The sequence below is a fragment of the Nakamurella multipartita DSM 44233 genome, assembly GCF_000024365.1.
In the GTDB taxonomy this organism is placed as follows: Bacteria; Actinomycetota; Actinomycetes; order Mycobacteriales; family Nakamurellaceae; genus Nakamurella; species Nakamurella multipartita.
The window spans coordinates 5,505,286-5,519,655 of sequence record NC_013235.1 but is presented as its reverse complement, the minus strand read 5'-3'; the positions used below and the strand labels follow the sequence as shown (position 1 = coordinate 5,519,655).

At 72.0% G+C, this 14,370-nt stretch carries 11 protein-coding genes; 8 read left to right on the top strand and 3 right to left on the bottom strand.

What is annotated here, in order from left to right; all coding sequences use genetic code 11:
- The first annotated feature begins 149 nt into the window (after positions 1-149).
- Entirely contained in the window at positions 150-1,328 is a 1,179-nt protein-coding gene (locus tag NAMU_RS24505) for a winged helix DNA-binding domain-containing protein (RefSeq protein ID WP_015750024.1), read from the top strand.
- A 4-nt stretch (positions 1,329-1,332) separates the two neighbouring features.
- On the opposite strand, the gene NAMU_RS24500 is transcribed toward NAMU_RS24505, so the two are convergent.
- A complete protein-coding gene (locus NAMU_RS24500; protein WP_015750023.1) occupies positions 1,333-1,707 on the bottom strand; it encodes a rhodanese-like domain-containing protein in 375 nt (124 codons plus the stop codon).
- A gap of 73 nt (positions 1,708-1,780) precedes the next feature.
- Between NAMU_RS24500 and NAMU_RS24495 the strand changes: the two genes are divergently transcribed.
- Positions 1,781-2,995 carry a cytochrome P450 gene (locus NAMU_RS24495; RefSeq protein ID WP_015750022.1) on the top strand — a complete coding sequence of 405 codons (1,215 nt, stop codon included), beginning with the start codon at positions 1,781-1,783 and terminating at the stop codon, positions 2,993-2,995.
- Positions 2,996-3,065: 70 nt separating this feature from the next.
- Here the strand turns inward: NAMU_RS24495 and NAMU_RS24490 are convergent, their stop codons facing one another.
- Together NAMU_RS24490 and NAMU_RS24485 are read right to left on the bottom strand one after the other, a co-directional pair.
- Positions 3,066-4,508 carry a gamma-aminobutyraldehyde dehydrogenase gene (locus NAMU_RS24490; RefSeq protein WP_015750021.1) on the bottom strand — a complete coding sequence of 481 codons (1,443 nt, stop codon included), beginning with the start codon at positions 4,506-4,508 and terminating at the stop codon, positions 3,066-3,068.
- A gap of 107 nt (positions 4,509-4,615) precedes the next feature.
- Positions 4,616-5,695: a UDP-N-acetylmuramate dehydrogenase gene (locus NAMU_RS24485; RefSeq protein ID WP_015750020.1), complete on the bottom strand. Its 1,080-nt coding sequence runs from the start codon at positions 5,693-5,695 to the stop codon at positions 4,616-4,618.
- Positions 5,696-5,824: 129 nt separating this feature from the next.
- Here NAMU_RS24485 and NAMU_RS24480 point away from each other — a divergent pair, with 129 nt between their 5' ends.
- The 6 genes from NAMU_RS24480 (at position 5,825) to NAMU_RS24455 (ending at position 14,345) form a co-directional block, all read left to right on the top strand.
- Entirely contained in the window at positions 5,825-7,123 is a 1,299-nt protein-coding gene (locus NAMU_RS24480) for a L,D-transpeptidase (protein WP_015750019.1), read from the top strand.
- 60 nt (positions 7,124-7,183) lie between these two features.
- A complete protein-coding gene (mshA, locus tag NAMU_RS24475) occupies positions 7,184-8,584 on the top strand; it encodes a D-inositol-3-phosphate glycosyltransferase (RefSeq protein ID WP_015750018.1) in 1,401 nt (466 codons plus the stop codon).
- Positions 8,581-9,060 (top strand): type III secretion system chaperone family protein, encoded by a 480-nt coding sequence (locus NAMU_RS24470; RefSeq protein ID WP_015750017.1) that lies wholly within the window; start codon positions 8,581-8,583, stop codon positions 9,058-9,060. Before mshA ends, NAMU_RS24470 begins: the two co-directional genes overlap by 4 nt.
- A 167-nt stretch (positions 9,061-9,227) precedes the next feature.
- Positions 9,228-12,188 (top strand): C40 family peptidase, encoded by a 2,961-nt coding sequence (locus NAMU_RS30710; RefSeq protein WP_015750016.1) that lies wholly within the window; start codon positions 9,228-9,230, stop codon positions 12,186-12,188.
- 130 nt (positions 12,189-12,318) lie between these two features.
- A complete protein-coding gene (locus tag NAMU_RS27860) occupies positions 12,319-13,488 on the top strand; it encodes a DUF4349 domain-containing protein (RefSeq protein ID WP_015750015.1) in 1,170 nt (389 codons plus the stop codon).
- 113 nt (positions 13,489-13,601) lie between these two features.
- Positions 13,602-14,345, top strand: coding sequence for a phosphoglyceromutase (locus NAMU_RS24455; RefSeq protein WP_015750014.1), 744 nt, complete (start codon positions 13,602-13,604; stop codon positions 14,343-14,345).
- Positions 14,346-14,370: the final 25 nt, after the last annotated feature.

The window sequence follows — 14,370 nt, the reverse complement described above, 5'->3', positions numbered from 1 at the left end:
GACTTTCGTGTCAATTACTCCGGCGCGGCGGAACCGACGTCGTTGGTGACGGCTGGGACGACAGTCGCCTGCTTCATCCGCGCCGGCATCCACCCCGTCGCCGTCCGGCCCGCCGCTCTCCGAGACGGCCCGGGTGCGAGAGTGGGTCGATGGGGCAACGCATCACCGTCGAGCAGCGCCGGGCCCGGCTCGGCCTCCGCCATGGCCTGGCCGCCCGATCGGTCGGCCGCCCGGCCGGCGCGGTTGCCGCCGACGTGCTGGTACTGCACGCGACCGACCCGGCCACGGTCTACCTCTCGGTGGCGGCGCGCGCGGCGGACCTGGCTCCGGACGACCTGGGCCGCGCGCTGTACGAGGACCGGTCGCTGGTCCGGATGCTGGGCATGCGCCGGACGATGTTCGTCGTGCCGTCGGACCTGGTGGCGCTGGTGCAGCGATCGTCGTCCGACGCGGTCGCTGCTCGGCTGCGGGCGGCGCTGATCAAGGACCTCACGGCGGTGGTGCAGGCACCGGGCGCCTGGCTGGCCGACGTGGAGGGGTCGGTGCACGAACTCGTGCGGACCACCGGCGGGTCGCCGGCGACGGCGCTGTCCACCGCCGAGCCGCGGCTGCGGACCAAGCTCGTCTACGCCGAGGGCAAGGCCTACGGCGGGTCGAGCACCATCACCACCCGGGTGTTGAACCTGATGGCCGCCGACGGGCTGGTCGTGCGCGGGCGCACCAAGGGTGCCTGGACCGGTGCCCAGTACGAGTGGGGGCCGATCGAGAGCTGGTTCCCGAACGGCATCGCCGAGCTCGATCCGGCGGTGGCTCGGGCCGGGCTGGTGCGGGCCTGGCTGGCCCGGTTCGGGCCGGCCACGGTGGCCGACGTCGCCTGGTGGACCGGGTGGAACGGCCGCGACACCAAGGCCGCGCTGGCCGCCGCCGGCGCCGTCGACATCGACCTCGACGACGGGCCCGGGGCCGTGCTCGCCGCGGATCTGGATCCGGTCCCGGTCCCGGCGCCGTGGGTGGCCCTGCTGCCCGCGCTCGATCCGACGCCGATGGGCTGGATCGAGCGCGACTGGTACTTCCCGCCCGAGTTCAAACCGCTGCTGTTCGACCGCACCGGCAACATCGGGCCGACCGTGTGGTGTGACGGCCGGGTGGTCGGCGGCTGGGCGCAGCGACCCTCCGGTGAGGTGGTGACCCGGCTGCTGACCGACATCGGCGCGGCGGCCGGCGCCGCCGTCGCGGCCGAGGCGGCCCGCCTGCAGGAGTGGATCGGGCCGGCCCGGGTCATCCCCAAGTTCCGGGTGCCGCTGGACCGCGACCTGGTCGCCGGCTGAACGATCAGGGCTGCTCGGCCCGATGCTGCCGCCAGGCGTGGTACCCGCCGACCAGATCGGTCGCCCGGTGCAGGCCCAGGTCCCGCAGGGTGGCCGCGGCCAGGCTGGAGCTGTACCCCTCGTTGCAGACCACGATGATCCGCCGGTCGTGGTCGGTCGCGACGGGCAGCCGGTGTGCCGAGGTCGGGTCCAGCCGCCACTCCAACACGTTGCGGTCGACGACGATTGCGCCGGGCAGCGGCCCGTCCCGCTCGCGTTGCTCGACCGGCCGGGTGTCGACCACCAGCGCTCCGGCCGCGGCCTCGGCGGCCAGCCCTTCGGGCGACACCCTGTCCAGGCGGTCCCGGGCTCGGGCCAGCAGGTCCTCAATCGCGCTCATCGGTGCATTGTGAACCGGGCCGGGTGTCGCGTGGGGTGCAAGGATCGATGGCGACGACCCGGGAAGGACACGCGTGCTCACCGACAGCGTTGCCGCCGAATCCTTGCTGGCCGCGTTCGTGTCCCGGGCCGGCCGGGACGATCCCTATCCGGTCTACCGCGAGCTGCTGGCGCTGCCGGTGCTGCCCCGACTCGGCGACGGATCGCTGATGATCACCCGGTTCGCCGACTGCTCGGCCGCGCTGCGCAGTCCGGACGTCGGCCATTCCGACGATGTCGGGGGTGCGCGGGTGCCGGACTGGCGCGAGCACCCCGCGCTGCGGCTGTTCGGCACCAGCCTGCTCGGCCTGGATCCGCCTGTGCACACTCGGCTGCGTCGGATCGTCAGTGGCGCGTTCACCCCGCGGCGCACGGCCGCGCTGCGCCCGGCGGTCGCCGGCGTCGTCGGCGAGTTGCTCGAGACGCTGGACGGCGAGGCCGATTTCATCGCCGCGTTCGCCTTCCCGCTGCCGATCGCGGTGATCGGCGAGCTGCTCGGGGTGCCCCGGGCCGACCAGCCGCCGTTCCAGAAACTGGCCCGGGACTGGACGCACGTGCTGGACGTGACCACCCCGCGGGTGCTGGCCAAGGCCGATGCCGCGGCCACCGAGATGTGCTCCTATCTCGGCGATCTGGCCGACGAGCGGCGGGCCCGGCCACGGGAGGACCTGATGAGCGCGCTGGTCGCGACCGGCGCCGACGGGTTGCGCCGCGACGAGGTGGTGACCATGGCCGCGCTGCTGTTCGCCGCCGGTTTCGAGACCGCCACCCACCTGCTGGGCAACGGGCTGGTCAGCCTGCTCGGTCACCCCGACCAGCTACGGCGCTGGCGGTCGGCGCCGGACGAGCTCGCCGAACCGGCCGTCGACGAGTTGCTCCGGTTCGATTCCCCGGTGCAGATCGCCCGGCGGAAGGCCTTGCGGCCCTTGCTGATCGGCGAGACCGAGGTGGCCGCGGGGGAGAAGCTGACGGTGTGCATCGGCGCGGCGAATCGGGATCCGGCCCGGTTCACCGAGCCGGACCGGCTCGACCTGACCCGGGCGCAGGGCGGGTCGCTCGCCTTCGGCGCCGGGATCCACTACTGCCTCGGGGCGCCGCTGGCCCGGCTGGAGGGCCAGGTCGCGTTCCCGGCGTTGCTGCGCCGGTACCCGCGGCTGGGCCGGGCCGGGTCGGGCATGCGCCGGATCAGCCTGACCCTGCGCGGCTACCAACGCCTGCCGGTGACGACCGGCTCACCGAGCCCGGGCTGATCCACGCGGCCGCGAAGCGGGGCAATCCGGACGCGAATCGCCGAGTTGATCAGCCCGGGCGGGCGCCGGCTCAGCCGGTGTAGCCGTGGTAGTGCATGACGTGCTTGATCCGGGTGTAGTCCTCGAACCCGTACATCGACAGGTCCTTGCCGTAGCCGGACTTCTTGAACCCGCCGTGCGGCATCTCGGCGACCAGCGGGATGTGGGTGTTGATCCACACGCAGCCGAAGTCCAGCCGCGCCGACATCCGGCCCGCGGTGTCCACGTTCTTGGTCCACACCGAGGAGGCCAGGCCGTAGTCGATGTCGTTGGCGAACTCCAGGGCCTGGTCCTCGGTGTCGAACTTCTGCACCGTGATGACCGGGCCGAACACCTCGTTCTGGACGATCTCGTCCTTCTGGTGCACGCCCGCCACCACCGTCGCCGGGAAGTAGTAGCCGGGGCGGTCCAGCGGGGCGCCGCCGGCGGTGATCTCGGCGTTGTTGCCGGCCCGCTGCACCATGCCGGCGATGTGGGCCAGCTGGTTGGCGTTGTTGATCGAGCCGAACAGGATGTCCTCGTCGTTCGGGCTGCCGGTCTTCGTCTCCTTCGCCTTCGCGCTGAGCGCGGCGACGAAGTCGTCGTAGATCCCGGCCTGGGCGATGACCCGGGTGGCCGCGGTGCAGTCCTGGCCGCCGTTGAAGTAGCCGGCCGTGGCGATGCCCTCGACGGCGTCCTCGATCGAGGCGTCGTCGAAGACGACGACCGGGGCCTTGCCGCCCAGTTCGAGGTGGGCGCGGGTCAGGTTCTTGGCCGCCGCGGTGGCCACCGCGATGCCGGCCCCGGTGGAGCCGGTGATCGAGACCAGCGCCGGCGCCCGGTGCGAGGTCAGCGCCGCCCCGGTGTCCCGGTCGCCGCAGACGACGTTGACCACGCCCGGCGGGTAGAACTCCTGCAGCGCCTTGCCCATCCAGACCGAGCTGGCCGGGGTGGTGTCCGACGGCTTGAGCACGACCGTGCAGCCGGCGGCCAGGGCCGGCGCGATCTTCCAGACGGCCATCATCATCGGGTAGTTCCAGGGCGCGACCTGGCCGACGACGCCGACCGGTTCGCGGCGGATCGAGGAGGTGAACCCGCGCATGTACTCGCCGGAGGACTTGCCCTCCAGGACGCGGGCGGCGCCGGCGAAGAACCGCAGCTGATCGACCATCGGGCCGATCTCCTCGGACAGGGTCAGCGCGGTCGGCTTGCCGGTGTCCTGCACCTCGACGGCGACCAGCTCGTCGGCGTTCGCCTCGATGTGGTCGGCGAATTTGAGCAGCGCGTGCTGCCGCTCGCCGGGGGTGGCCCATCGCCAGGACGCGTACGCCTCGGTCGCCGCGGCGTAGGCGCGATCCACATCCTGCGCCCCGGACAGCGGCGACGTCGCGTACACCGAACCGGTGCTCGGATCGATGATGTCCAGCGTCGCCCCGTCTGCCGCCGCAACCGTTTCACCGTTGATGACGTTTTCCAGTGCGATTTTTTCGCCCACCGGACCTGCCCTTTCTCTACGCCGTCGTGAGAGAACGACCCTAACCCCGGCTCGGCGGGTCCGCTGGGGTCATCGGCTCGCCCGACCCGGGTGCGGGCCGCCGGGTGTCAGCCGGGCAGCTGGACCCCGATCAGCATCGGCTCGGGCTCCAGCCGCACCCCGAAGGCGGCTTCCACGCCGTCCCGGATCTGCGCGGCCAGGGCCAGTAGGTCGGCCGTCGTGCCACCCCGGTTGACCAGGGCCAGGGTGTGCTTGCCGGAGATGGACACCCGCCCGCCGGGCCCGGGGTGCCCCTTGGTGAAGCCGGCCCGCTCGATCAGCCACGCCGCCGACAGCTTGACCCGCCCGGCCCGGGCCGGTTCGTCCGGCACCGGGTACCGGGGGTAGCTGGCCTCGGTACCCAGCCGGTCCCGGATGGCCCGGTCGGTGCGGGCCAGTTGATCGGCGTCCAGGATCGGGTTGGTGAAGAAGGACCCGACGCTGCGGGTGTCCGGATCGGCCGGGTCCAGCACCATGCCCTTGGCCCGGCGCAGGTCGAGCACCGCCTCCCGGACCCGCTGCGCGGGGGCGAGTGCCCCCGGCTGGACCCCGAGGGTGCGGGCCAGTTCGGCGTACTTGACCACGACGGGGCCGCGGGTCAGCTCCAGGGTGATGTCGGTGATCACCCCGCGCTGGGTGCCGCGCAGGGTCGAGCTGCGGTAGCGCAGCTGCAGGTCGGCGGCCGGGGCGGAAAAGATCGCGCCGGAGGGCCGGTCGTAGAGGGTGACCGAGTGCAACATCTCGGCGATCTCGGTGCCGTAGGCGCCGACGTTCTGCACCGGGGTCGCGCCGGACGAGCCCGGGATGCCGGACAACGGGGCCAGCGCGCCGAAGCCGTCCGCGGTCAGCTGCGCGACGACCTCGTCCCAGTTCTCGCCGGCGCCGATGGTCACTCGGGCCGGACCGGACCCGGTCGCCGGCTCGACCCGGACGCCCTTGATCGCGATCCGCACGACCGGCACATCGATGCCCGCGTCCGCCACCACCAGGTTGGAGCCGCCGCCGAGCACCAGCACTCCGGTCCCGGTGTGGTCGGCCTGGCCGACGATGCGCTTGACGTCGTCGGCGGTGTGCGCCTCGGACAGCGCCGGGGCCGGGCCGCCCAGATGCAAGGTGGTCAGGTCGGCGAGGCGGACGGGGGTGGACACCCGGGACAGGGTAGTCAGCGTTCTGGGCGCGAGGACTCACCCGCGTCACCGGGACCTTACGAACGCGGCTTACCGTGAACGGACAAGCGGAGCAGACCGAGCGGGCAACACTGGTGAAGGGAGCGCGCGGTGCGTCGAACGTTCCTGCGGTCGGATCGAGCGAGCCGAACCCGGTGGTCGGCCCGGCGTCGCGTCGGCTGGATCGCGCTGGCGTTGGCCACGCTGCTCGCGGTCAGTGCCTGCGGCTCCCAGGGTGACGTCGTGGTCACGGTCACCTCGACCGCCGGCGCCCCGGTCACCGTCTCCGGTCTGGACCAGTCGGCCGCGCCGACCAGCGAGTCGACGGCCCTGAACACCAAGGTCCGGGTGAGTTCCAAGCCCAAGTTCGGCTCCACCGACGTGGCCCCGGCCGACCCGGTCACCGTCACCCTGTTCTCGGCGACCATGAAGGACCTGACGGTCACCGGCGACGACGGATCGACCGTGACCGGCACCATCTCCGAGGACAAGGCCACCTGGACCCTCGGTCAGCGGCTGAGCTACAACACCACCTACACCTTCAACGGCACCGCGGTGGACACCGACGGCAACGAGGTGCCGTTCACCGGGACGCTGCAGACGGTCAAGCCGGAGAAGACCCCGCGGGCCTCGTTCCAGATCCCGTCCGGCACGACCGTCGGGGTGGCCGCGCCGGTGATCATCACCTTCGCCGAGGCCATCACCGACAAGGCGGCCGCGCAGGCCACCTTCAAGCTGACCACCGACAAGGGCGACATCAAGGGCTCCTGGGGCTGGTTGCAGGACGAGGACATCCAGGGCACCGGGGTCAAGCAGTCGATCGTGCACTTCCGGCCGGCCGAGTTCTGGCCGGCCAACACCAACGTGCACGTGGAGGCCAACCTGCAGGGCGTGAACTACGGCGGCGGCGCCTGGGGCAAGGAGGACATCTCCACGGACTTCACCGTCGGGCGCAAGCAGGTCGTCCAGGCCGACGTCACCACGTTCCACATGGTCGTGCTGGTCGACGACCAGGTGGTCAAGAACTATCCGGTGTCCTACGGCAAGGAGTCGGTGCCCGGCCGGGCCACGGTCAGCGGCATCCACGTGGTGACCGAGAAATACCCCACCTTCTCCATGTGCAACCCGGAGTTCGACTACTGCAACGTCGAGGAGAAGTGGGCCGTCCGGATCAACAACAACGGCGAGTTCATCCACGAGAACGCGCTGACCACGCCCTACCTGGGCAAGGAGAACGTCTCGCACGGCTGCATCAACATGGGCGTCGGCGACGCCGAGGAGTACTACAACTCGGCCCTGTACGGCGACCCGGTGATCGTGAGCAACACTGGCGCGCAGATGAGCGAGAAGGACTCCATCTACGACTGGATCTACTCCTTCGCCGACTGGCAGAAACTGTCGGCGCTGTAGCGCCGGCGGCTGCGGGGGCCCGGGCGGGGCGACGCCGGCCGGGCGTACCGTGACCTCGACATGGGCAAGCACTCCGCGGCCGAGGACGACGCCTCCGCCTTCATCCCCCCGGACGGTGGCGGGCCGGCTGATCCGCCGATCCGACGCCTGGCCGCGATCTCGCTGCACACCTCGCCGCTGGCCCAACCGGGGACCGGCGACGCGGGTGGGATGAATGTCTACATCGAGGCCACCGCCCGCCGGCTGGCCGCGCGCGGGGTCGAGGTGGAGATCTTCACCCGGGCCACCTCCAGCGACTTGCCGCCCATCGTGGAGATGGTGCCCGGGGTGCTCGTCCGGCACATCGTGGCCGGGCCGTTCGAGGGCCTGGACAAGGAAGATCTGCCCGGGCAGCTGTGCTCGTTCGCCGCCGGGGTGATGCGCGCCGAGGCCCGCAACGCCCCCGGCCACTACGACCTCGTGCACTCGCACTACTGGCTCTCCGGCCAGGTCGGGTATCTGGCCAAGGACCGCTGGGGAGTGCCGCTGGTGCACTCCGCGCACACCCTGGCCAAGGTCAAGAACGCGGCCATGGCCGAGGGTGACGACCCCGAACCGCGCGGCCGGATCATCGGCGAGGAGCAGGTGGTGGTCGAGGCGGATCGGTTGATCGCCAACACCGCCGCCGAGCGGGCCGAGCTGGTCGGCCTGTACGGCGCGGACGAGCGGTTGATCGACGTGGTCCCCCCGGGGGTGGACACCGAGGTGTTCAGCCCGGGTGACCGGGCCGCGGCCCGGCAGGCGCTGGGCATCGGGCCGGACGAGAAGGTCATCGTCTTCGCCGGCCGCATCCAGCCGCTCAAGGGACCGGACGTGGTGGTGCGGGCGGTGCATCAGCTGGCCGACCGGTACCCCGACCAGCGATGGCGGCTGGTCATCGTGGGCGGCGCCTCCGGCGCCGGCCGCCGGCCCGGGCATCAACTGCACGAGCTGGTCGACCTGCTCGGCAGCCGCGACACGATCGACTTCCGGCCGGCGGTGCCGGCCGCCGAGCTGGCCGTGATCTACCGGGCCGCCGACGTGGTCGCCGTGCCCAGCTACAACGAGTCCTTCGGGTTGGTGGCGATCGAGGCCCAGGCGTCGGGGACGCCGGTGGTCGCGGCCGCGGTCGGCGGCCTCACGGTGGCCGTGGCCGACGGCGTCAGCGGGTCGTTGGTCAACGGTCACGACCCGGGTCGGTGGGCCGACGCGTTGGCCGCGGTCACCCTCGACGCGCCCCGGCGGGATCGCCTCTCGGTGGGTGCCCGGCAGCAGGCCGCCCAGTTCTCCTGGGACGCGACCGTCGACGGCCTGCTGCGTAGCTACCGGGCCGCCCGCGACGGCGCCCGGGTGGACCAGGGCCGGACCGGGATCGCCCGGATAGATCAGATCGGCCGGATCGAGGCGAACGGCAGCCCGCTGGCCCGGGTGGCCGGCCGATGAGCCCCGACGACATCGCCGCCGCGCTGACCGACCTGGGGGTCGATTTCGCCCGCCCCGAGGACGACGCGTTCCTGATCACGCTGCCCGGCGAGCGGCGGCATCGCACGCTGGTATGGCTGGTCGTCGGCGAGCACCACGTCCTGATCGAGTCGTTCGTGTGCCGCAAGCCCGACGAGAACACCGAACAGGTCTACCGGTTCCTGCTGCAGCGCAACGCCCAGCTTCGCTCGGTGGCCTACGCCGTGGACGGTGACGGCGACATCCATCTGGTCGGCCGGCTCGGCCGCGGGTCGATCACCGCCGACGAACTGAACACGGTGCTGGGCGTGGTCCTGGCCACCTCGGACGCCGACTTCAACGCCATCCTGGAACGGGGGTTCGCCTCGGCCATCCGGCGTGAGTGGGCCTGGCGGACGTCACGCGGTCAGTCCGTCGCGAACCTCACTGCCTTCCGACATCTCATCGATGCGAGCTAGATTTCGCCCGTCAGGGTCAGCAAATGGGTTATCTGCACTCGAACGATGGATTCGGTCAAGCACCCTAGGTCACTATTATCGAAATCACACCACACAGCGTGGTCGAGTATCGTCCTCACCGGGCTGAGGACGGTCCAGGCACGTGACGAGACCCTGGGGGAGTGCCCTTGACCGGGCGACAGCGTCGGGTACGTGACGCGCTCACGCGCGCCGTCCGACCGCTGCGCCGCCGGTCCCCGCCGGCCGGAATTCCGGACGGTTGGCTGCCGCTGACCCAGCGTCCCTCCTACGAACCGCCCGTGCCGGCCCAGCCACCGGTCGAACGTTCGGCCCTGTCGGTGCGGGTCCTGGCCGGCGCCGCGGTCGGCGCGGTCGTGATGGCCCTGGCCGTGCCGTCGGCCTCCGCCCTAGCCGTGGGTCCCATCGGTCCCAGCAGCGTCAGCCTCGGCTCGGCCCTGCCGATCTGCGCTCCCGGTCAGGAATCCACCCCGGTCTCCGGCTCCGGCACCCCGGCCCCGTTGGGCAACCTGCAGGGGTTGCCTGCCGACCTGGCCGACGGCGGGGTGTTCGCCGGCGTCGCGCTGGACGGTGAGCAGGTCAAGATGGCCGCCACCGTCATCGCCGTCGGCAAGCAGATGGGCATCAGCAAGCGCGGCATCCGGATCGGCATCGCGGTGGCCACCGAGCAGTCCAGCCTGCGGCCGGAGGCGGTCAACAAGGAATGGCTCGGCCTGTTCCAGCAGAACCCGGTCACCTACACCCAGTACCGGCGGACCGAGCCGGGCGGCGCCGCCTGGATGTTCTACGACCAGCTGATCAAGCAGGTGCCCGGATACGACACCGATGCCCGCTCCGACGACGAGATCGGCGACGTGGTCCAGAAGACCACCACCGGGTGGCGCTTCGCCGAGTACTCCGACATGGCCGGCGCGCTGGTCGACCAGTTGATGGACGCGGTCTCGATCCAGCAGGACGAGGTGACCTGCACGCCGGCCCCGGCCGAGCAGGCCGCCACCGGGTCGGCCTTCGATCCGGGGAACATCATCTCGGACGCGGTCTTCTACAACAGCTCGGCGATGACGGCCGATCAGATCCGCACCTTCCTGCTGTCCGAGGGGGAGGGCTGCACCGCCGCCGCCTGTCTGAAGAACCTGCGGATCAGCACCACCAGCCAGCCGGCCGACCAGTACTGCCAGGCGTATCCGGGCGGGACCAACGAGGACGCGGCCACGGTCATCGCCAAGTTCTCCACCGCCTGCGGCATCAATCCGCAGGTCATGCTGGTCACCCTGCAGAAGGAGTCCGGCCTGCTCAGCCGGACCGACACCACCGCCGCCTCCTACAACGCGGCCTGGGGCTGGCACTGCCCGGACAGCGGGCCCGGCGGCACCGCCAACTGCGACCCCGCCTACGCCGGCTTCTTCAACCAGGGCTACGGCATGGCCAAGCAGTGGGCCCGGTACCGGGTCGATCCGGGCAAGTACAACTACCAGGCCGGCCAGACGGTCACCATCCTGTGGAACGTCGCCGAGTCCGGCTGCGGCGGCGCCCCGGTGACGATCAAGAACCAGGCCACCGCGTCGCTGTACAACTACACGCCGTACCAGCCCAACGCCGCGTCCCTGGCCGCCTACCCCGGCGCGGGCGACGCCTGCTCGGCCTACGGCAACCGCAACTTCTTCTTCCTGTTTCGCAAGTACTTCGGCTCGACCGGCGGCGGCGCCTCGACCACCGCCGTCAACTCGGCCGTGCTGGCCACCGGCACCACGGTCAAGGTCCCCAATAACCCCTATGTCTCCGGCGCCCTGGCCGGGCAGACGATCACCGCGCCCACCCCCCAGGTCGCTGCCGGGCTGGCGGCCGGGTTCAGCGCGCTCGGCCTGCCCTACGTCTGGGGTGGCGGCGGCTCCGGCGCCGGCCCCAACAACGGCTGCGCCCGCGGCGGCGGCGACTACAACAGCTGCGGACCCGAGATCGGCTTCGACTGCTCGGGCCTGACCGCATACGTGCTGGGCATGGCCGGGTACCAGACCCCCGGTGACTCCGGTTCGCAGCGATCGGCCGGGGTCTCGGTCAGCTGGTCGCAGGCGCTGCCCGGCGACATCGTCGGCTTCCCCGGGCACGTGGCCGTCTACCTGGGCACCTTCGGTGGCCGGCCCTACATCCTGGAAGCGTCCTGGGTCGGCACCCCCGTGCACATCGTGCCGCTGACCCGCACCGACATGGACGACCGGGTGCACCGCTACTGGACCGGCGCCGCGGTCCGCCCGTCCGGCGTGGCCGACTTCTCCTCGATCGTGCGGACCTACTCGTACACGGCGCCCACCTACCGCTCGAGCATCACCTCGTTCAGCGGGGCGGTCGCCGCCGGCTCCGGCTCGTCGCCGACCTACACGCCGAACATCCCCCGGATCCGCCCGGTGCCGTACCCGGCGCCCGCGCCGGTGGTCACCGTGCCCGTCCCGGTTGCCGAGGTGCCACCGGTGAGCACGCCGACCCCGCCGGCTGCGACCACCGCGCCCCCGGCCGAAGCGACCCCCACGCCGCCCGCCGCCCCGCCGTCATCGGTCACCGCCACGACCGCTCCGGTCCCGACGACCGCGACCACTGGGTCTTCGACCTCGGTGACCACCACGGCGACCTCAGCCGACTCGACCAGCCCGACACCGACCACCACCACCACCTCGCCCGCAACCACGACGGGATCGCCGACCACCTCGGCCAGCCCGTCGTCTTTGGCGCCGACGTCATCATCGGGGACGTCATCGGGGACCTCGACGGAATCGAGCGCGACCGGCACGACCGCATCGCCGTCCGCGACCGCTGCGCCCCCCGCCACCGAGTCGTCCACGGCCGAGTCCTCCACGGCCGAGTCCTCCGCGGCCGAGTCGTCCGCTGACTCGACCACTGCGGAGTCGACCACTGCGGAGTCGGCCACTGCGGAGTCGGCCAGCGCTGAATCAACCACCGCGGAGTCGACCGGCGACCCGGCCCCGACCGACCCGCCGGCACCGATCAAGCCGGTGTCCTGCGCGGACCTGTCGGCCGTGTTGACCGCCAAGAACGGTTTCGCCACCGCGACCGACGGCACCCCGCTGCCCGACTGCGACGAGCCCGACCTGCCCTGATCGGCGCCCGGCCGGGTTCCGTCGTTGCCCAACCGTGACCTTGGCCGTGCAGCCGCTGAACCGCTGACCTCCGTCCTCCCGGCAGCCCACCGCGTCAGCGGCGGCGGTGTCGAGCCGATGGAGGATGGCCATGAGGGGACGACGGACCGGACGCGGCGCGCTGCGCGTCGGCGGATCGGCGCTGCTGGGGGCGCTGGCGCTGAGCGTGGTGGTGGCCTGCAGTTCGGGTTCGGCCAGCTCCACCGTCGGGGCGGCCGACCAGACCAGTGCCGCCGCGGCGGCCACCCAGGCGCCGGAACGGGCCGCCGCTCCGGACGGGCCGAGTGAGGCCGCATCGATCGGGGAGTCGGCCGGTGGCGCGGCCGGCGGCGCGGCCGACGCCTCGGCCGGATCGACGGGCCAGCTGCCGATCACCGGGCAGGTGGGCGGCACCTCGGTGATCCGGGTGGCCGACCTGGCCCTGCGCCTGGAGGCCGAGCCCGTCCCGGCCACCGACGACGCCACCGCCGACCGCGAGGCCAACGCCAAGGCCCGGGCCGATCTGGTCGCGGCCACCGCCGGCACGGTGCGTGGCATCGCCACCACCGCGGGTGGTTTCGTGGCCGCCGCGGACGGCGGCGGCTCGCAACTGACGGTCACCGTGCGGGTGCCGGCCGACCAGTACGACGCGGTCCTGGACAAGCTGGCCGCGCTCGGCTCGGTGACCAACCGGACCGAGAGCTCGCAGGACGTCACCGCCCAGATCGTCGACGTCAACAGCCGGGTCGCCAGCATGACGGCCAGCGTGGCCCGGGTCCGGGCCCTGCTGGACCAGGCCACCACCGTCGCCGACGTCATCTCGATCGAGTCCGAGCTTTCCACCCGGGAGGCCGATCTCGAGTCCCTGCAGCAGCAGCAGGCCGCCCTGCAGGGCCAGGTCGCGATGTCCACCGTCACGGTCGGGCTGACCGCGGTCACCCTGCCCGGGCCCGGCGTCGTCGAACCGGAACCGGACAACGGGTTCGTCGCCGGGGTCAAGGCCGGCTGGGACAACCTGCTCCAGTTCCTGTCCTGGTTGGGCGCTCTGGTCGGCGGCCTGCTGCCCTGGCTGCCGCTGATCGCGCTCGTGGTCGCCGTCACCTGGTGGGCGGTCCGCCGGTTGCGCCGGCGGGGCGGTCCGGCCGGCGCGGGGCCGAACCAGGGTCCGCATCAAGGGCCGAACCCGGGCTCCGGCCCGGCCGGCGAGCCCGACCCGGCCCCGGCCCCGGACCGGGGTCCGAACGCCCCGGACGAGTCCCGCGAGCCGGCCGGAGTGCGGTGAGCCCCGACCCGGCCCCGACGCGGCCCGTGGAGGCAATGCGGGCCGGGTTCGGGCGGTGTGAGGTGCCGGGGCCTCGTCGGGTGAGTTCTCCCGGCCTGCGGGAGAATCGGCCCATGACATACACCTTGATCCTGTTGCGCCACGGCGAAAGCACCTGGAACGCGTTGAACCAGTTCACCGGGTGGGTCGACGTCCCGCTGTCCGAGAAGGGCACGGCCGAGGCGATCCGGGGCGGCGGCCTGATCGCCGACGCCGGGGTCCTGCCCGACGTGCTGCACACCTCGCTGCTGCGCCGGGCCATCATGACGGCCAACCTGGCGCTGGACGCGGCCGACCGGCACTGGATCCCGGTGCGGCGGTCCTGGCGGCTCAACGAGCGTCATTACGGCGACCTGCAGGGCAAGAACAAGAAGCAGACGCTGGATACCTACGGCGAGGAGCAGTTCATGCTCTGGCGGCGGTCCTACGACACCCCGCCGCCGCCCATCAGCGACACCAACGAGTTCTCCCAGGCCGGGGACCCCCGTTACGCCGATCTCGGCGACGACGCCCCGAAGACCGAATGCCTGGCCGACGTCGTCGCCCGGATGGAGTCCTACCTGTACGGGCCGATCTTCGACGACCTGAAGGAAGGCAAGACCGTGCTGGTCGCGGCGCACGGCAACTCCCTGCGGGCCGTGGTCAAGATGCTGGACGAGATCAGCGACGAGGGCATTGCCAAGGTGAACCTGCCCACCGGCATCCCGCTGAAGTACGAACTGGACGAGAACTTCAAGCCGATCAAGGCCGGCGGCGAGTACCTGGATCCGGAGGCGGCGGCCGCGGCCATCACCGCGGTGGCCAACCAGGGCCGCTGAATCGTTCGTGGACGTCCGGTGAACG